This window comes from Bacillus sp. EKM501B, from assembly GCF_011800505.1.
Classification (GTDB): Bacteria; Bacillota; Bacilli; order Bacillales; family Bacillaceae_G; genus Bacillus_A; species Bacillus_A cereus.
Genome location: NZ_JAALFZ010000003.1, coordinates 294,143 through 312,050, shown reverse-complemented (window position 1 = coordinate 312,050; position 17,908 = coordinate 294,143). Strand labels below are relative to the sequence as shown.

The window sequence follows — 17,908 nt, the reverse complement described above, 5'->3', positions numbered from 1 at the left end:
ATCCGCCTACTTCATTTCAGTAACCCTTTCATTTAGTAGCCGAATACATAGCAATATATATCCACTCGCAACAATCCGACCTACGAAAATGTATCGTTGAAATCCCAATGTCAACAATATAAATCTCATAGAATATTACTATTTTAATTTATCAAAAATAGCATATATACCGGACACTTATACAAACCTTTACCATACTTTTAATATAGTAAAAACACCGTGCTGTATAGGTTTATATAACAGTTAAAGGATACTTAAAAATTTTAACATACTCCTCATCCTATTTATACATACAATAGAAAATTTACCATTTTTTAGTTATTTTCAGTTTGTTTTTTATGATTAAAATTTTCTAAAAATAACAACCGTTACATGTAAAAATATGTTATATTAAATAAGAACAAACGTTCTTTTTAAAGGGAGGAATTTTTTATGCTACACGAACCCATTATCGTAAAAAAAGAAGCTTTCCACGCAATCGGCGTTTCGGTTACGACGACTAATGAAAAAGAGGCATCTACTGAAGGACAAATTCCCGGGCTTTGGAACCAATACTTTCAAGAACAAATGATGCATCACATCCCAAATCAACAAACGAAAGAAACATCCGCTTTCTACTCAAACTACGAGTCAGATGAAACTGGTACATATACATTTACAATCGGTACGCCCGTTTCTTCATTAGAAGACGTTCCTGAAAATATGACAACTTTAACAATACCTGCCGCTACATATGCGGTATTTACAACAAGAAAGGGACCAGTTGCTGAAGTCGTTTGTGAAGCTTGGGAATATATTTGGAAATGGTCGAAAGAAAATAAACGTGCCTTCACAACAGATTTTGAGCTTTACGATGAAAGAGCATTAGACCCAAATCATGCACAATTGGATATTTATATTGCGTTAGCCTAAAAAAAGATGCCCATTCGGCATCTTTTTTTGTCGTTAAATAGCTACTGGGCAAATTCATTATTATTGTCTACAATGAGAAAGTGCAGTATAGAAATATTAGAAACTGTATAAAACGATTGTTAATAAGTTTTTTAGTTTAAATTCGTCACATAGAAAGGAAGCAATATGGAGGAACTACAACAAAATAAAACTGCTTTAGAAGGAAGCGGAAAACCGTTATTAAAAAATACGAATTTCCTTTTTCTTTGGGCAGCTACTCTTTTTTCAAGCTTTGCTTTAGCCTTTTTTACTTTTTCACAAACGTGGTACATAGCAAAAACATTAAACCTTGAAGCTTCACTCGGTGTTGTTTTCGTAGCCCTTAGTGTTCCAAGGCTTATTTTTATGATTGTCGGCGGCGCTGTAGCTGATAAATTCCCGAAAAAAAACATTATGTTTTACTCCAATATCATTCGAGCGATTCTTGTCGCAACCATTCTCACATGGTTCATTGTCGGTGATGTAACACTATATACATTTGCTTTATTCGCTTTATTCTTTGGACTTGCTGATGCTTTCTTCTGGTCAGCGGATGGATCTATCTTACCGGAATTGGTAGAAAAAAGCCGGTTAACACAAGCAAATTCACTTACACAAATGACGAACCAAGCATCGGTCATCTTAGGCCCTGTACTTGGTGGTATTCTCATTAAATTTACGAACTATGAGACAATCTTTTCCATTACGATTTTATTACTGATTGTCGCTGCCATACTCGTTCAAAAAATACAATTTACGATGCCAGAACAAAAAGATACAGATAAAGGTATGTTCACTTCCATTAAAGAAGGAATCTTATATGTAAAGGAATCGCCATTCCTTTCAACTTTCCTTATTTGTAGCGCTTTTTTAAACTTATTTTTAATCGGCCCGATGCAAGTTGGTTTCCCTCTTTTTGTTAAAAACGTTCTGCATGGTGATTCGCTCCAGTTTAGTTACTTAGAAGCATCTGTAGGTGGCGGAATGGCAATCGGTGCTGTCATTGTCGGTTTAAAAAATATTAATCGTAGACGCGGTCTATTTTGTATTATCATGATGCTATTGTCTGGTATATTCTTCTTAGCTATCAACTTTAGTACCGTACTTTGGCAAGCACTATTAGCCGGCATGTTTTATGGTATTACAATCGCAATGGCGATTGTACCGCTTATGGCAATGATTCAATCGACAGTAAAAGAAGAAATGATGGGACGCGTAATGAGTTTACTTATGCTATCATCAATGGGCTTTATCCCGCTCTCTTATGCATTCACATCACTTGCACTTGCAATGGGAATTCCAATCGTAACCGTTATGAAAAGTGGTGCAATAGCTGTTATCGTCTTCGTACTATTTGTAGCGATTCGTGTTCCAGTTGTAAGGAAGTTCGATTAGCCACTTAGAGTCATGTATTATACGCATGGCTCTTTTTTGAATGGATCAAATAGTGATATTCCCTTACTTCTCCTTAATGCTGCTCCCCATTCTAATCCAACCTCTAAAAATAAATCTCGCACTGTACTGTATAAAAGTGCCCCAATGTCTTTACGAATTTCCCCATATTTATATGCTCTTACAACACTTTTCACGCGCCAAATTAAATTTCCATACACTTCTTCGTCAGCTAATATTTGCTCCAGTAAAACACCTTGTTCTAGTAACCCACTCTTTTTATACGCAAGCTCGACCTTACTCCAAAATATATTAATTTTCTTCGGATTACTCGTCATCGGCACCAGTGCGTATATAAAAGGCTTCGGTATATCATGACGGCAATACGTCTCATCAAGCTCATACGTTCCTTTTCTTTTCTCTTTTATTTGTGAAATGTTTTTAGAAAGAATTGTTTCCCCAGCAATTTTTTGCTCATTTTTACTACAGCCAGTTGCATTATCCTCAGTTTTACAAGCGGACATTTTCATACGGTCATCCATGCGGTCAATCGCAGATGTAAGAAATACATATAAGTTCGCACTATACCCGCCGCGTTTATGCCTTTCTTTTGTTGCAACACGCTTTATAATTCCTAGTTCCTCTAACTTTGCAATTGAACGGCGTACTGTACGAATACTCTTTCCAACATTCGTCGCAATCGTCCCCATTAATGGACAAGCGACTCCTACTGTTTTTTGTTTCTCATTCACCGCATATTTTCCTAAAAAATGAATAATGATAGAATCAGTTTTATTCAATTGAAATCGGTAGCACTTCAAAACTTGTTTTTGATATGTATTAAACTCTTCTTTACTTCGAAATTCACTATATGGTTTCATTAAATTATATAAGCTTCCCATTTATATCACCTCATTTATAAGTAAGAGGCAGGAAGCGAAATTGGCGTGATAGTTAATATTTTTTAATGGAGATGAAAATATGATCGTAATTAGCGCTTGTTTAGGTGGGATTGCTTGCCGTTATGACGGGAATGACAATCTCGTTTCAAAAATAGAGGAGCTTCTGCAAAAAGAAGATACAGTCCTCATTTGCCCTGAAGTATTAGGAGGACTACCAACACCTCGTCCTTCCGCTGAAATTATTGGCGGGAATGGCGACGACGTTTTAGACGGAAAAGCGAAAGTGATAACAAAAAATGGTGAAGATGTCACAGCAGCTTTCGTAAATGGTGCTTATAAAGCATTAGAACAAATTAAAGATTTACACCCAGAATATATTATTTTAAAAGAACGCAGCCCATCTTGTGGTAGTTCTACGATTTACACTGGAGAATTTAACGGTAATAAGCAAACTGGTTTCGGAGTGACAACTGCTTTATTTAAAAGACACGGATTTAAAGTCATTTCAGAAGAAGAATTTGAAAACAAAAAAAGGAATTGACCCTGTTCGTCAATTCCTTTTTATCTGTCTTATTTCACACTTAGTTTTTCTTTCACTTTCGCTGGAAGCTCGTCTTTTTTCACTTCTTCCCAAGCTGTTACACCTTTTTTATCTGAGTGGTATACGCGTAGGAATGCTTCTTTACGAAGATTTTTTTGAGCTATGAATTCTAATTCTTTCTCTTTACCGTCTTTATCAAAGCCAGTCAGCTTATATTCATAATCTTTAAATTTCTGCCCATTACTAGCTTTACTATCAAATTCTTTTCCATCTACTGTAATTTGAACATAATACTCATCTTTACCCATACGGTTTAAATCACAACCAACTAACAAACTTGCAAATACAACTAAAATACTAAATAGTGCAATGTATCTTTTCATTTCCTTCACCTCATATGTTTTTTCTTATATTCTTATCTTAAAGCCCGGAGCTTAAAGAAGAAATTCAAAAACATGACATGAACATTACACTTTTGTAAGATAATAATTATTTCTTCACTTTAGAAATTGTCATTCCATTAAGCTTCTGTATAACGTTTTTGTTTCTCACGCTCATCAGCTACACTACCGCCAATAACGTCTTTCACGCCAATTTCGCCACTTATCACGTAATTTCCTTATACCGTTTATTACGCCTTCTATTATGCCCTCAATTATAATCTCTATTACAAGATATCTCACTAAACTAATAATAGGTTTAATTACGTATCTCCCTATAAATTCAAGAATATCCTCCATCATATTTTCCTCCTTCTTTTAAAAGGAAGCTGCTACTCCTCCGCGTCCAGTTACAATTTCTGCCCTACTGCGGTATATATCAACAAAGATAATACGACAACAACATCCACGATAACGCTATTGAATTTGGAAGAAACTTCGGTAAATACTAATACTGTAGTTAACATGGCTAAGAGAATTATTTTTTCACCTATATTCGGAGATGCTCCCAAAAACTTTATAAAATCAAAGACAACTTTACTACAATTCTTCCCGTAACTAATTTATTATCGTGGTAAACCGTCTTCCACTACATCCGTAACAGTTCCATTCGGTTCAAAGATTACACGTAATGATCCTTCTCCACCATAACCAGTATAGTCATATACTGAATAAGATTTATATTTCTCAATCACATGTGGCTGTCCAATTGCAGCTTTTACCTGATTCGCGGGCATACCTTTTTTGATTTTCAAATAATGATTGTAACTTACTGCTGCCGAATTGTTATTTACATCTTTATACCACGGTACACGATCGTTTTTTTCTTCATATTCCTTTACAGGCTCTTCACTACGTTTCGTAAATACCTGATTCTCTTTATCTGTATCTTTATCTTCATCCTTTATAGCAGTACGTTCAATATTTACAACATAACCATATGTATTTAATTCAACCATAATTTCATATGTACCATCCGTATCTTTTTCAGTATAAAATACGCGTTTTTCATGGTTATTATAATGTTTTATGTTCTCACCACCATAGTCAATCGTATTAAGAATATCCGTATACGTCATACCTTCCTCAATCTTTTGAGATTCATCATGAGAAATATAACGCTTTTGTGATGATGGTGCATCCTCATTTTTAATACTTTCACGTTTGCTCGTAGTCATAGGTGTTTTCTTCTGATCTTTTAGTACTTCACCTTCCGCCTTCGCTGGTTGCTTTGCTCCTGCTTTTGTTAATACGTCTGTATCGCTAGAACAAGCTCCCAAAATCGATACTGTAGTCAACGCCATCCCTACTATAAATACTCTCTTAAATGACCTCACTCTAATCCCCCCGGTGTTTTTTAATATCTAGTAATCAATGTATTTTAATTAATACGGAAGTATTCAGTTCTATACAATTGGCTATAACCTTCTCCCTCATGCCCCTTTTTTGTATAAAGTGAAACTTTAATCAGCCCTCGCCAATCATCTTCGTTACAAATATTAACATTAAATATAACTAATAAATAGTATATTTTTGCTAATCATTTACATTTTTTCTACATAATCTTATCTTAAAATGAACAATATGAATCTCGAATTCACAGCATTAATCATATATACCATATATAATAACATTTAAATTAAGATCTAAAGTAACTTTACATACATTTCCTGTTTTAACGCAAAAAGAAAAGACCTTTCTAACGATTTTATTCTATCGCTAAAAAGGTCTTTCTCTATTTCTGCTAAAAACTTAGCACTCTTCTGGCTTACCAGCATTCGATGCTGTACGGAAAGATGATCCACATCCGCATGATGCGATTGCGTTTGGATTGTCGATTGTGAATCCGCCGCCAAGCATAGATTGTTTATAGTCAATTTTTACTCCTTTAACAATTGGAGCACTTTCTGTATCGATAACAAATTCAACACCGAAAAACTCAAGCACTGTGTCGTCTTCTTTTGGTTCTACTTCAAATCCTAAGCCGTAAGAAAGACCGCTACATCCGCCGCCGTGTACAGCAAGGCGCACATACTTCTCTCCATCTTCAGCATCTTTTAACATATCTTTAATTTGAAAAGCTGCTTGTTCTGTTACTTCAATCATGAAATACACCTTCCTTTCTGTTCTTAGTCCATTATACATCTTTACGCTTCTATCTTGTACTCATACACTCCGCGGCAAATTACTTCCGCAGGTCCTTTCATCAACACGTTTCCTTCTTCAGTCCACGCAATCATTAAATCGCCGCCAGCTAAATGGACTGTAATTTCCTTACCACGTTCCATCTTTCCATTTAAAATAGCAGCTACAACTGCAGCGCACGCTCCTGTTCCGCAAGCTTGCGTTACACCAGATCCACGTTCCCAAACGCGGAAGTTCATCTCGTCATTATTCAAAATTTCGATAAACTCAACATTCACTCGCTCTGGGAACATTTCATGTGTCTCGAGAACTGGTCCAAGTGTTGTAAGAGGTGCTTTTTCTACATCATCAACAAAAATAACCGCATGCGGATTTCCCATTGAAACAGCTGTAAATGCATAACGATGATTATTGTATAAGAAGTTTTCACGAATAAATGGTGTTTCACCTTCACCAAGCATCGGTATTTCTGCACGTGTTAGACGAGGTGCTCCCATATCGATTTTTGCTAATGTCACGACACCATCTTCTACTGTTACTTCAGCCGTTACAATACCAGCTAACGTTTCAATTGTGAAAACTGTTTCTTCTACTAGTTTATGCTCATACGCATATTTCGCTACGCAGCGTAAACCGTTACCACAGCTCTTTCCTTCAGAACCATCATTATTAAACATACGCATCTTCACCGGAGCTACGTCTGAAGGGCAAATTAAAATCATCCCGTCTGCTCCAATACCAGTATTAATATTTGAAACCTTTTCGGCCACAAGGGCTAAATCTTCTTCAGGAATTTGCTCTTCAAACATATTTACATATATATAACTATTGCCAAGACCATGCATTTTTGTAAAAGAAAATTGGCTCATTTATATTCACTCCAAAAATAATTTGTTATGTTAAGTATAAAATGCATGCTTTTAGAACACAATATGAATGTCCCCCGTTTCTCATATTTGACAACGTTTGGCGATGAGCCACTCTTACACAATTTGTGTAAGAAAAAAGCCCTTCTAAAAAGGGCCTTTTTTTATTTATCCTACTATTTTCGATTGGGGAAGACTAATACTGAGTATTAGTCTTCCCCACGAAATAAAGTTTTATCTAATGAAAAAGGTGCTGCTAATTCGCAACACCTTAAAACATTGGATTTTCATCCAAATACTCATATACATTATTAACAAGCTCTTCTACTGTTGCACCTTGTACAACTTCACCATTTACAAGTGCAAATGGTCCTTCAAAACAAATGCCACAATATCCTAAACAACCATACTCCATTACATCTAAATTCGGATCTTTTTCTAATTTTTCTAGAGCTGCTTGTGAACCACTTGCAAGGTTACCTACACAAAATTCAATTAATGGTTTAATCAAAATTCTCCCCCCTGTACTACAAAACAAATTACCTTTTCACTTTATCTATAAGAAGAAAACTAAGCTGTTTCTTGTTGTTTTCGTTACACAGTCTAAACTATTTAGTTACTTCATTACTTCACTTCAAAGTAGATGATTTCTTCTATATAACATGCTACTTACAATGAAAGAGTAACTTAAAAAGAAAAACAGTTTACTTTTCTTCTTATTGTACAACAGAGTATTCATTCATGCATTGTTATTTGTTCACAAATTCGATATAATTTGATTGAGTAAAGTCAAAATATTTTATTAATATAAAATTTTATGATTAGGGGATATTTCAACAGAAAAGGGGTAATCCATCATGAAACACCTCGTAATACTAGGTGGCGGCTACGGTGGAATGAGAATTCTGCAAAGGCTACTTCCAAGCAACCAACTTCCAGATGATGTACAAGTGACATTAATCGACAAAGTACCATATCATTGCTTCAAAACTGAATATTATGCATTAGTTGCGGGTACTATTTCAGAAACGCATATTCGTATACCGTTTCCTGAACACCCACGCCTCAATATTCAATACGGCACAGTAACAAATATTGACCTCGAAGAAAAAGCTGTTCATCTTGATGGCGGCGAAGCGATCCAATATGATGATTTAATTATCGGACTTGGCTGTGAAGATAAATATCATAACGTTCCTGGAGCTAGAGAATATACACATAGTCTACAATCAATTGAACAAACACGTAAGACATATGAACAATTAAATAGTCTAGAACCAAATGCAACAGTAGCTGTCGTTGGTGCTGGCTTAAGTGGCGTTGAAGTAGCAAGTGAACTTCGTGAAAGCCGTTCTGATTTAAAAATCTATTTATTTGATCGAAAAGATAGAATTTTATTCCCATATCCAGAGAAATTAAGTAGATACGTAGAAGAATGGTTTGTAAAGCATAAAGTTAACATTATACGAAACTCTAACATTACAAAAGTAGAACCAAATATTGTGTACAACCACGATGAACCACTTGAATGTGATGCAATCGTCTGGACAGCTGGTATTCAAGCAAATGAAGTTGTTCGAAACCTTCCAGTTGAACAAGATGGTAGCGGACGGGTTGTCTTAACTAAATATCATAATATTCCAAATAACGATCATGTTTACGTTGTAGGAGATTGCGCAGCACTTCCACATGCACCATCTGCCCAACTGGCTGAAGGTCAAGGAGAACAAATTGTCCAAATATTATTAAAACGTTGGAATAATGAACCACTCCCGGATGAACTACCTGTTATTAAATTAAAAGGTGTTCTAGGATCTCTTGGTAAGAAGCACGGCTTTGGTTTACTAGCAAACCAACCATTAATGGGACGTGTACCGAGATTATTAAAATCTGGTCTTCTTTGGATGTACAAATATCATAAAGGTTAATACTTTACAGGCTGTCTACGATGTAGGCAGCCTCTTTGCATCAGTTTTTAAAAATTATCAGACACATCTTTCTCAATATTTATAATGATTTATTTTTCATTTTTATATTAAAAAATATTGATAAACATTGTATGCTATTTGTAAGTTGTTTTATTACTTCCTTTAAGACCGAATTCATTCGGTCTTATTTTTTATGTGATAAATACTTTTGTAGGAGGCATTACATTCCACTTATGAACTTATCGAAACTAAACAATCGAATAGAAGCAAAAAAGAAAGAGCTAATCTATCTCGTTGAACGATACGGATTCACTCATGATAAAGTGATTTCTTTCAGCCAAGAATTAGATCGTTTACTTAACTTATTAATAAAACTCAAGACGAAGAAAAAACGTTGTTCGTTATAACCATTTTCCCCTCTTTTTTTGATACGATATAACTAGAATCAGAAAGGAGCGATTTATGTTTATATTAAAAGACGTTATATATAAAGATATACTACACATTCCTTATTTACAGATTCAAAAAGAAAAGATTACTTGTATTATCGGTGAAAGCGGAAGCGGAAAAAGCACATTACTTCGCATGTTAAACGATTTACAATCCCCAACATCCGGTACAATTGAATATAACGGAAAGTTAATTTCTGATTATTACCCTATTCAATTACGTCGGGACGTAGTTATGCTTGGGCAAACTCCACCTATTTTTGATGGAACCGTTAAAGACAACCTATTAATGGGACTTCGTCTTTCTGAAAAACCATTTCCAAATGATGATGCCCTGCGGAGTGCATTACAAACCGTTAGCTTAGACAAGCAATTAGAAGATAGCACCTCCTCATTATCCGGCGGTGAAAAACAAAGACTTGCCTTTGCACGTATCGTACTTATGGATCCGCCTGTCTATTTATTAGATGAACCCACTTCAGCATTAGACAGTGATACAGAACGCCGCGTTATGAAACAATTTACTGAACTAGCACGAAAAAAGAAAAAAACAGTTATCTTCATCACACACTCGCAACAACTTCCAGAAGAAATTGCAGACGATATTATTGAAATTAGCAAAACAAAGGGTGCAACTAGAAAGGAAGTGCTCTCAGTTGAAGGGCGTTATTGAACTCCAAATTTGGCAACTTGCAGCTGCCTATATTTTCATTCTTATTTTAATTGGACTTGTAAAATTAAAAGGAATACCTCGCGAAAAACAAATCGCGCTCGCAACATTCCGTATGACGATTCAGCTCGTACTTGTTGCATATGTCCTTACATACGTATTTGAAAACAGTAATCCATTTTATACAATCGCTCTCATCACTTCTATTACTACCTTTGCAATTTTTAATATTTATAAACGGGTTAACATCCCAATGTCTAAAGAATTAAAACGAGTAGCCGCCCTTTCCATGATTGCCGGATCAATTGGGCCACTTCTACTATTTATCTTTGTTATTATCGGTCATGACCCTTGGTATGCTCCGCAATATATCGTCCCTATTACAGGAATGTTAGTTGGGAATGCCATGACTGGTGTTTCTCTTGGTGCAAATACGTTCTTAAACAATATGAAATCGCAAAGAGGTCAAATTGAAGGTGCACTTATGCTCGGCGCAACACCGAAAGAAGCAGCTGCTCCGCTCATTCGAGACGCTTTTGACTCTGCTATTTTACCAACAATTAATTCTATGGTCGGAATGGGAATTATAAGCTTACCAGGCATGATGACTGGTCAAATATTATCCGGTGTATCACCATTCACAGCCATTCAATATCAAATCGCCATCATACTCGGTATTTCTGGAAGTACTGCCTTTGCTGTCATTATCTTTTTACAGCTTGGATATAAAACGTTCTTTAATAAGCGATGTCAGTTGAAAGAGGTTGACTATGATGCGAGGTAAATCGTAACTTTCGCTCAGTAAATGATGCATCGTTCTCGGTGAGTGAAATTATATTAACGATTTTTTCAATATATCTATCATAACTTGCAATATATCAACGATTTTTCAAATATATCTATCATAACTCAGAATATATCAACGATTTTGTACGAAATATCGATTTACCGACAAAAAGTGACATAATAAAAAGAGGAGGCTATTCGCCTCCTCTTCTATTTACTTACGCCTTCTTAACGAACTGTGATTTTAACTTCATAGCTCCGAAACCGTCGATTTTGCAATCGATATCGTGATCGCCATCAACTAGACGGATACTCTTTACTTTCGTACCGATCTTCACAACTGAAGAAGTTCCTTTTACTTTTAAATCTTTAATAACAGTAACAGCGTCGCCATCTTGAAGAACGTTTCCGTTCGCATCTTTTACAACTTTTGCACCATCATTATTTTCAGCTTCTGCTTCTTGGCCCCACTCATGAGCACATTCTGGACATACGAAAAGAACGCCATCCTCATACGTATATTCTGAATTACATTTTGGACAATTTGGTAAAGTAGCCATAAATTCATTTCCTCCGTTCATTATTTATACGTAAAAATCAAAATTGATGTTTACATCTCGATAAATAAAATTTGTATAGCATTTCTTTATAGTGCCATAGTCTCACGTTATTGACAACCCTACCTCAAATTCTCATTTTTTATTGTATTTTACAAAATTTCAATTTGTATGCCGTTTTTCTATTTGCTCTTCTACTAATTTTAAAAATCTTCGTTGTGCATTTTTATTTTTTACGAGCAATCGAACTCTTAGCTTACTTTGTAAATATGAGCGAACTTTGTAGTTCGTAATAAATAACTTTCGATACTTCTCGTCTTCATATATCATTCGAAACCATTCATACTGCTGCAAGTAACGTATGTTAACATCAATCTTTTTCGTGTGTAAACCCGTACTTAAACTAATAGATCCTATTAGAGCTTCTATCCATGCTGAAATCATTTCTCTCCCCCTAATAAACAAAAGAAGAACCTTCACAAGATTCTTCTTTTCAAAATGAACGAGTTCTCTCTAGAAACCCAAATTATTTTCTTCAATGTAAATTTGATATTCTTCCACTTCTTCTTCACTTAACTTCTTATTATTTTCATATACCTCTTGCCACTCGAAATAATCTTCATCGAAATAAACAGCAAATTTAATTTTCACGTTTTTCTTCTCTGTATAATCATAACCAGTAAACTCTACTACGTCATAATCTTTTTCTTTCTTCACAAACTTCCAAGTTGGATTATCAGTCATAATCTCTAACGTAACCCCTTCACCACTTGAACGAACAACGTTTTTAATATTCGGTTCAGTTGGTAAAAAGGACAGCCCGAACGCAGCTAACCCAAACACAATCCCGACTATAATCTGTAAACCAATCATACCAGCAATACTCACGCCACCCTTTGATTGTAAGAAATACGCCTTCTCATGATCAGACGCATCTTCTCCCTTACGAAAAACACGAACAGCATGCTTATAATATAAACGGTTTCCTTGCCATCCAGTAAATATCATCATTCCTAATTGAAGAGCTAAACTAAATGTTACATAAATCCCATCTGGAATATCTATAAAAGGGGGTATAAATATACTAGGTATAGCCAATAACGCAAATATAATAAATAACTTATACATTTTTCGATAAGCTAACCAAAAAGTTGGGAAGAAAAAGGCTACCCAATTCCATGTATTCCCTTGCGCTGGATTTTCTACTTTCCCCCACTTAAAGTCATAATAAGCTGTATTCTTTTGAACAACTTTATGTAATTCTTGTGGAGAAATCGTTTCTTTTAAAACAGTGTCCTTCACGTACATCATCCTTTTCTTATTTCTATATACATTTATTGTATATGCACAAAATGAAGGAATCTAACAAAAAGTACACATATTTCATAAAAATGAACGGAAATCGAATATATTCCGACAATTATCCGTTTCTTATTTCATTTTACTTTTAAATATATTAAAATAATCATGTATCATATATTTAATACACTAAGTTAATTATTTTATATATTCACTAAAAAGGATGCATCAAAATCATTTTTATACATCTTTTTTAGTGAATATATACTACATTTCCTCCCTCTTAATCACATTGAAATACTATTTTATTTCTCGCACATTCCCCTTCACTTTCTCAATAATATCTTCTATACGCTCCGCTATACATTCCGGCTCCCATTCTCCCTCACCGTGCATAGCTGTATAAACTGGACAGTTCTCATCATTACTATCTACAAAAATCGGGTCTCCAAGATATGAATCTATCCCTATTACAATCCATCCTTCTTTCCAATCTCCTTCTTCATTCCCGACTAAGCTTTGTCCTTCTTCATCAAAACTATAACCAAGTTGCCCTTCTTCTATTTCTTCACTATTAAACAATTCTATCGTCATAGGTTCAGATTCATACTCTAGCTCAATTTCATTATCATCAGCACGATCTACATGTGCTAAAAGTTGTTTAATTTTATTATGGTTAATCAAGATATCTTCTCCATTCTATCTTTTAAAAATCTAATTTTATTCATAATGAGCTGCCGCAAGTAACATTTGAGCAATAAACTTCCATGAAATATTTTCTGGAAACTTCTCTCCTTGATTTATATAAACCGATTCACAAGAACCTAACCAACTATTTAATGCCTCTAAATAAGTCTCTACCTCTACATTCTCCCATTCATCTCTATTCACTTTAAAATCCTTTTGGAGGTATACAAGAAATTTTAATAAATCTTCTTTAGAATTTACGTGATCGAGGTATTCATACACATCCATACTCCGTCCCTCCCTCTATTGCATGTTATCTAAACTAACTATAATATATGACATAAGATTCTTAAAACTATTATTTGAGGTGATCGAATATGAAGAGTACAATTTGGGCAGACGATGACTATTTAAAACTAGCACCCATTAACGATGAACTAATCAAAAAAGCAGAAGAAGTACTGAACGTAAAGCTTCCAGAATCATATATAAACCTTCTAAAAGAACAAAATGGGGGAACTCTTCGTCTCGATGTTCACCCTACTTCAAAGCCAAATTCTTGGGCAGACGATCACGTTAATGTATCTGGTTTATATGGTATTTCTTTTGATGAAAATGAATCTAGTATTTTAGAGAGCCGCTATTTAATTCGAGAATGGGAAATGCCTGAGAATATCATACTTTTATCTGGTGATGGACATACATGGATTGCATTAGACTATCGAAATGTAGCTGAAAATCCTCCAGTTATATTTATCGATAATGAGTTTGAGGAAATTATTGAATTAGCACCTAACTTTGAAAGTTTCTTACAAAACTTAACTACTTATGAATATGACGAAGAATAAGCCTGGCTCTAAAAAGGAGCAAGATTTTATTACAAATTTACACGCCACTTTAAAACCACTCGGCTTTAAGAAAAAAAGACATACATTTTTCAAAGCTGAAAACGGATTTTATAAGCTCATTAACATACAAAAAAGCCAGTTTGGAGATGACTTTTATATAAATATAGGAGTCCACCCTATCGGTCTCCCGCAGCTTATTACGCACCAATTACAAATAAAAGAAAACATTTCAATATTCGATTGCATTCTACAAACGAGAATAGAGCCTATACATATCAAACAGAACCAGCTATTGCATAATGTTTCACATGAAACTATCAACATTCCGAATTACCTTTCTACTATTTTCGACTGGTTTCAAACATGGACATCTTATGAAAATTTAGTGGAAATAAATATACATTCCATTACTCCGGTACTAGCTGTCGTTCCAATATTAGAAGAAAAAGCGTTTCTACTTCTTACCTGTTTTTCTTTCTACAAATTAAAACAGTACGAACAAGCTAATCGCTACTTACAGCAATATTTACATTGCACCGTGCATCTGAATACTAAGGAAAAAGAGCCCATATTCTTTCACGAAGTTGATATGTATATGAAAAAACTAGTAGAAAGTGCAATGTAATTTCACATTGTTCTTTCTACTAGTCCTTTATCACAATTTTATATCCTATCCTACAACTCCCAAGTAATATTCATTTCTGCAAATGACTCCTTACTAGCTTCCAATCCTTCGCTATCTTCCGTTCCAATCATTGCTACTTCTTCTTTAGACAACTTAATTTCCTCATTTGGCCTTTGGATTTTTTTCTCATACACGAGTTGTAAAAGCTCTATTTGTTCCTCTGTCAGTTCATACTCTTCTTCCAGTCTTTCCATTGCTGATTCTGTATCAAGTAATGGAATTTCTAATAAGAATCCACCGTGCTCTTCCATCTCTTCAAATGAATCAATTGAATACGCACCACTATCCTCAATCCAAAATGCAGTTGTAATAAAAGGAACTGTTTCGCCTTCTACTTCTTCTAATACGTATTGAAGTGCTTCTTCTTTCGCAATATCTATTACTTCCGAAGGTGCCCCTTCAAAATAACTTTTCGCATCAATCCACTCATCCATTCTCTCACTATTCACATCTTGAAGACATACAATCGTGTAATTCGGATGAAACGTAATTGCCCCTTGTCCGCCTTGGCTATCTTGCATACTATAGTTAAATCCATCCCATGAACTTTCATGTGAGAAATCTGGACAATGCGCTACATTAATTGCATGGGCAATCGAATTTAAAACGCAGCCTTTCCATAGTTGTTCTTTATCTATATGTAATTTATATTTACTCATCATCTTCCCCCATGCGCATATTTTTTTCTATTATTTTTCCTCCACACAATACTTGTAAATACTTTTCTATCTACTACAAAATAAAAAAGACAATACACCCCACTGTATTGTCCATTTTCTTCCCTACCATTTCTCTCTACACATCTCAATTAAATGCAGTAAGTACCTCTTCGTCATATCTGCCCTTCTCCACCTTGAGAGCATTCGCTTTTCTTTTGGGTTCTGCCGTATTCTCGCTACTTCTTTTAATAAAAGCTCCCATTCTTCCGCTGAACGTTCTGACAAGTATTGCAAGCCTCTATCTTTTGAAACGATTGTTTTATGATTTAGTGTATATAAAATACGTCCCATCGTAACGACAGCTGATTCTACCCACTCTTCTATAAAAAATAAATATGGCTTCTTCGCCTTTTCACTCCAGTACTGTTCTACGTTGTATTTCATCGTATTTACTACATCATTCCATTGTATTTGCAGCGGAAGATCTTCTGCTTCTTTTCCGGTAACTGTAATGCCTTGATTTTTCAACGTCCACCATGTGACCGCATTAATGTCCCAATGACCAACATTAGCTTTACCATCTGCACAATACACGTACTCGTTCATTTCATCATTGTATTTCCCTAAGTCAGCAAGCGGAATATACATACCGTCCATTCTTTTACCTAGCATATTATCACTAAGTTTCTTATGTAGTTCCACAAGCTGCTGTTTTTCAGCTTCATTCACGGAATCATTTATCACTGTAACAAAATCAACATCGCTCGTTTCCTTATGAAATGCACCTAGTGCGATGGATCCGTAAATATATACCCCGACTATTTTTTCATCCAAAAAAATTTCTTTTAATTCTACTGTGTACCGCTCCATTAACTGCTCTACTTCCGTTGGTAACGCATGCTTCACTCCATTTTTCATATCTATCCCTCCAATAAAAAAAGCCTTTGCAAATTCGCAAAGACTTCTTGTTTTATAAATATTTCTCGATTTCTTCGTAAACATCCTTCAAACGAGGATTTCCTTCTCCAACAATTTCTCCATTTACAAGAACGACCGGATAAAATAAATCTTCTTCCACTACGCGCTCTGCGAATGCTTTTTTATCCGCATCTTCTTGTTCTTCTTGGAAATCAATATACTCGAAATTAAATTTATTTTCTTGTCCTTCATATTTACGACCAATTGCCGCTTGTAACCACTCAAACGTTTCTGTTGAAGATGGCATTCCAACGCAGCTCGCACAAATTACTTTCGTCCCATACACTTGAACATTAACCATTTCTTCTCCCCCACTTCTTGTCCCAACAGTATATTCAGATGTCTTATTACATAAGCACATCATTTTACAAACTTATTCCATACCCCTATACTGAAAAAACACGATACAAAATTTCGACAATAAAACAAGAAGAGAAAAAATAGATTTTCCCCTCTATCTTGATTATAATAAAACTGATGAAAGGAGTCGATAAAAATGGAAAACCCACATATGCAAGAACAAGTATTAGAAGTATTAGATAAATTACGTCCATTCTTACTTCGCGATGGCGGAGACGTTGAATTAGTAGACATTGAAGAAGGTATCGTAAAACTACGCCTTATGGGTGCATGCGGAAGCTGCCCAAGTTCTACAATCACACTAAAAGCTGGTATCGAGCGCGCGTTACTTGAAGAAGTACCAGGCGTTATCGAAGTAGAACAAGTATTTTAATTAAAAGCGGAAGCGGCTCGTTCAAAGTCACTTGCTAAAAGGAGACCAAATTTGGTCTCCTTTTTTTATTCAAATCACATTTATCCGTTAACATCATAAAACAAAATTGGAAATCCCTCTCAAAAAATGCGATAATTAATACTATATAGTGAATCGTTCACACATATAAAGTAAAAAACATAGGGGGACGACACATGCCAAAAATGGGGAACACTTTTTTAACAATTCAAGAACTAGAAAAGAAAAAAGAGTATTTATTAGGCCTTTCATCCGCTATACCAACGTGGAATACAAGCTATCAATTTTTATTTAAAGAAATCCAGCAAGAATTATTGGGTAAAGTAAATGAAAAGCTCGAAAGGCATCAATTCGTTTTAAATATATGTACAGATCAGCAGGTAGGGGCATAATGT

25 protein-coding genes and 1 pseudogene are annotated in these 17,908 nt (G+C 35.0%); 11 read left to right on the top strand and 15 right to left on the bottom strand.

All coding sequences use genetic code 11. From position 1 onward, the window contains the following. The first annotated feature begins 432 nt into the window (after nt 1-432). Both HFD78_RS10715 and HFD78_RS10710 read left to right on the top strand, forming a co-directional pair. Nucleotides 433-912: a GyrI-like domain-containing protein gene (locus tag HFD78_RS10715; protein ID WP_097862953.1), complete on the top strand. Its 480-nt coding sequence runs from the start codon at nt 433-435 to the stop codon at nt 910-912. 165 nt (nt 913-1,077) lie between these two features. Then, on the top strand, nt 1,078-2,325 hold the full coding sequence (locus HFD78_RS10710; protein WP_098542512.1) for an MFS transporter: 1,248 nt from the start codon (nt 1,078-1,080) through the stop codon (nt 2,323-2,325). Nucleotides 2,326-2,342: 17 nt separating this feature from the next. Here the strand turns inward: HFD78_RS10710 and HFD78_RS10705 are convergent, their stop codons facing one another. After that, nucleotides 2,343-3,224 (bottom strand): helix-turn-helix domain-containing protein, encoded by an 882-nt coding sequence (locus HFD78_RS10705; protein ID WP_000535260.1) that lies wholly within the window; start codon nt 3,222-3,224, stop codon nt 2,343-2,345. Nucleotides 3,225-3,303: 79 nt separating this feature from the next. Between HFD78_RS10705 and HFD78_RS10700 the strand changes: the two genes are divergently transcribed. Next, a complete protein-coding gene (locus HFD78_RS10700) occupies nt 3,304-3,765 on the top strand; it encodes a 2-thiouracil desulfurase family protein (RefSeq protein WP_000635484.1) in 462 nt (153 codons plus the stop codon). Nucleotides 3,766-3,794: 29 nt separating this feature from the next. On the opposite strand, the gene HFD78_RS10695 is transcribed toward HFD78_RS10700, so the two are convergent. The 6 genes and pseudogenes from HFD78_RS10695 to HFD78_RS10675 all read right to left on the bottom strand — a co-directional run bounded on the left by HFD78_RS10695 (nt 3,795) and on the right by HFD78_RS10675 (nt 7,727). Beyond that, a complete protein-coding gene (locus tag HFD78_RS10695) occupies nt 3,795-4,148 on the bottom strand; it encodes a YxeA family protein (protein ID WP_000833145.1) in 354 nt (117 codons plus the stop codon). A gap of 143 nt (nt 4,149-4,291) precedes the next feature. Further along, nucleotides 4,292-4,360 (bottom strand): annotated as a pseudogene (locus tag HFD78_RS29425) (methyltransferase); the annotation flags it as partial. Nucleotides 4,361-4,771: 411 nt separating this feature from the next. Next, nucleotides 4,772-5,542: a hypothetical protein gene (locus HFD78_RS10690; RefSeq protein WP_098349034.1), complete on the bottom strand. Its 771-nt coding sequence runs from the start codon at nt 5,540-5,542 to the stop codon at nt 4,772-4,774. Between the two features lie 415 nt (nt 5,543-5,957). Continuing rightward, on the bottom strand, nt 5,958-6,311 hold the full coding sequence (locus HFD78_RS10685) for a HesB/IscA family protein (RefSeq protein ID WP_000573825.1): 354 nt from the start codon (nt 6,309-6,311) through the stop codon (nt 5,958-5,960). Between the two features lie 41 nt (nt 6,312-6,352). Then, nucleotides 6,353-7,219: a diaminopimelate epimerase gene (dapF, locus tag HFD78_RS10680; protein ID WP_000077397.1), complete on the bottom strand. Its 867-nt coding sequence runs from the start codon at nt 7,217-7,219 to the stop codon at nt 6,353-6,355. Nucleotides 7,220-7,487: 268 nt separating this feature from the next. Further along, nucleotides 7,488-7,727 (bottom strand): YuzB family protein, encoded by a 240-nt coding sequence (locus tag HFD78_RS10675; protein WP_000595026.1) that lies wholly within the window; start codon nt 7,725-7,727, stop codon nt 7,488-7,490. Between the two features lie 346 nt (nt 7,728-8,073). Here HFD78_RS10675 and HFD78_RS10670 point away from each other — a divergent pair, with 346 nt between their 5' ends. From HFD78_RS10670 to HFD78_RS10655, 4 genes are all read left to right on the top strand, one after another. Beyond that, entirely contained in the window at nt 8,074-9,144 is a 1,071-nt protein-coding gene (locus HFD78_RS10670; protein ID WP_000682077.1) for an NAD(P)/FAD-dependent oxidoreductase, read from the top strand. A 233-nt stretch (nt 9,145-9,377) separates the two neighbouring features. Then, entirely contained in the window at nt 9,378-9,551 is a 174-nt protein-coding gene (locus HFD78_RS10665) for an aspartyl-phosphate phosphatase Spo0E family protein (RefSeq protein ID WP_001054089.1), read from the top strand. A gap of 55 nt (nt 9,552-9,606) precedes the next feature. After that, complete coding sequence (locus tag HFD78_RS10660) at nt 9,607-10,266, top strand: ABC transporter ATP-binding protein (protein ID WP_000470265.1); 660 nt, start codon at nt 9,607-9,609, stop codon at nt 10,264-10,266. Beyond that, a complete protein-coding gene (locus HFD78_RS10655) occupies nt 10,250-11,047 on the top strand; it encodes an ABC transporter permease (RefSeq protein ID WP_000679246.1) in 798 nt (265 codons plus the stop codon). Before HFD78_RS10660 ends, HFD78_RS10655 begins: the two co-directional genes overlap by 17 nt. Nucleotides 11,048-11,267: 220 nt before the next feature. Here the strand turns inward: HFD78_RS10655 and phnA are convergent, their stop codons facing one another. From phnA to HFD78_RS10630, 5 genes are all read right to left on the bottom strand, one after another. Further along, complete coding sequence (phnA, locus tag HFD78_RS10650; protein WP_000212737.1) at nt 11,268-11,609, bottom strand: alkylphosphonate utilization operon protein PhnA; 342 nt, start codon at nt 11,607-11,609, stop codon at nt 11,268-11,270. 159 nt (nt 11,610-11,768) lie between these two features. Continuing rightward, nucleotides 11,769-12,050 carry a hypothetical protein gene (locus HFD78_RS10645; RefSeq protein WP_116291562.1) on the bottom strand — a complete coding sequence of 94 codons (282 nt, stop codon included), beginning with the start codon at nt 12,048-12,050 and terminating at the stop codon, nt 11,769-11,771. 69 nt (nt 12,051-12,119) lie between these two features. Continuing rightward, on the bottom strand, nt 12,120-12,917 hold the full coding sequence (locus HFD78_RS10640; RefSeq protein WP_114159709.1) for a DUF2628 domain-containing protein: 798 nt from the start codon (nt 12,915-12,917) through the stop codon (nt 12,120-12,122). Between the two features lie 288 nt (nt 12,918-13,205). After that, nucleotides 13,206-13,589: a hypothetical protein gene (locus HFD78_RS10635; RefSeq protein ID WP_000607080.1), complete on the bottom strand. Its 384-nt coding sequence runs from the start codon at nt 13,587-13,589 to the stop codon at nt 13,206-13,208. A gap of 36 nt (nt 13,590-13,625) precedes the next feature. Next, nucleotides 13,626-13,880 carry a DUF7660 family protein gene (locus tag HFD78_RS10630; RefSeq protein WP_000383681.1) on the bottom strand — a complete coding sequence of 85 codons (255 nt, stop codon included), beginning with the start codon at nt 13,878-13,880 and terminating at the stop codon, nt 13,626-13,628. A gap of 89 nt (nt 13,881-13,969) precedes the next feature. Here HFD78_RS10630 and HFD78_RS10625 point away from each other — a divergent pair, with 89 nt between their 5' ends. Together HFD78_RS10625 and HFD78_RS10620 are read left to right on the top strand one after the other, a co-directional pair. Beyond that, entirely contained in the window at nt 13,970-14,440 is a 471-nt protein-coding gene (locus tag HFD78_RS10625) for an SMI1/KNR4 family protein (RefSeq protein WP_000843107.1), read from the top strand. Further along, nucleotides 14,427-15,065 carry a DUF4304 domain-containing protein gene (locus HFD78_RS10620; protein WP_033667190.1) on the top strand — a complete coding sequence of 213 codons (639 nt, stop codon included), beginning with the start codon at nt 14,427-14,429 and terminating at the stop codon, nt 15,063-15,065. Before HFD78_RS10625 ends, HFD78_RS10620 begins: the two co-directional genes overlap by 14 nt. A gap of 50 nt (nt 15,066-15,115) precedes the next feature. Here HFD78_RS10620 and HFD78_RS10615 read toward each other — a convergent pair whose 3' ends face one another. The 3 genes from HFD78_RS10615 to HFD78_RS10605 form a co-directional block, all read right to left on the bottom strand. Further along, on the bottom strand, nt 15,116-15,784 hold the full coding sequence (locus tag HFD78_RS10615) for a hypothetical protein (RefSeq protein ID WP_000049687.1): 669 nt from the start codon (nt 15,782-15,784) through the stop codon (nt 15,116-15,118). Nucleotides 15,785-15,907: 123 nt separating this feature from the next. Further along, a complete protein-coding gene (locus tag HFD78_RS10610; protein WP_002196985.1) occupies nt 15,908-16,702 on the bottom strand; it encodes a nucleotidyltransferase domain-containing protein in 795 nt (264 codons plus the stop codon). A gap of 52 nt (nt 16,703-16,754) precedes the next feature. Further along, nucleotides 16,755-17,063 carry a YuzD family protein gene (locus HFD78_RS10605; RefSeq protein ID WP_000248588.1) on the bottom strand — a complete coding sequence of 103 codons (309 nt, stop codon included), beginning with the start codon at nt 17,061-17,063 and terminating at the stop codon, nt 16,755-16,757. Nucleotides 17,064-17,258: 195 nt separating this feature from the next. Here HFD78_RS10605 and HFD78_RS10600 point away from each other — a divergent pair, with 195 nt between their 5' ends. After that, complete coding sequence (locus HFD78_RS10600) at nt 17,259-17,495, top strand: NifU family protein (protein ID WP_000431159.1); 237 nt, start codon at nt 17,259-17,261, stop codon at nt 17,493-17,495. Nucleotides 17,496-17,689: 194 nt separating this feature from the next. After that, nucleotides 17,690-17,905, top strand: coding sequence for a hypothetical protein (locus HFD78_RS10595; RefSeq protein WP_001125495.1), 216 nt, complete (start codon nt 17,690-17,692; stop codon nt 17,903-17,905). Nucleotides 17,906-17,908: the final 3 nt, after the last annotated feature.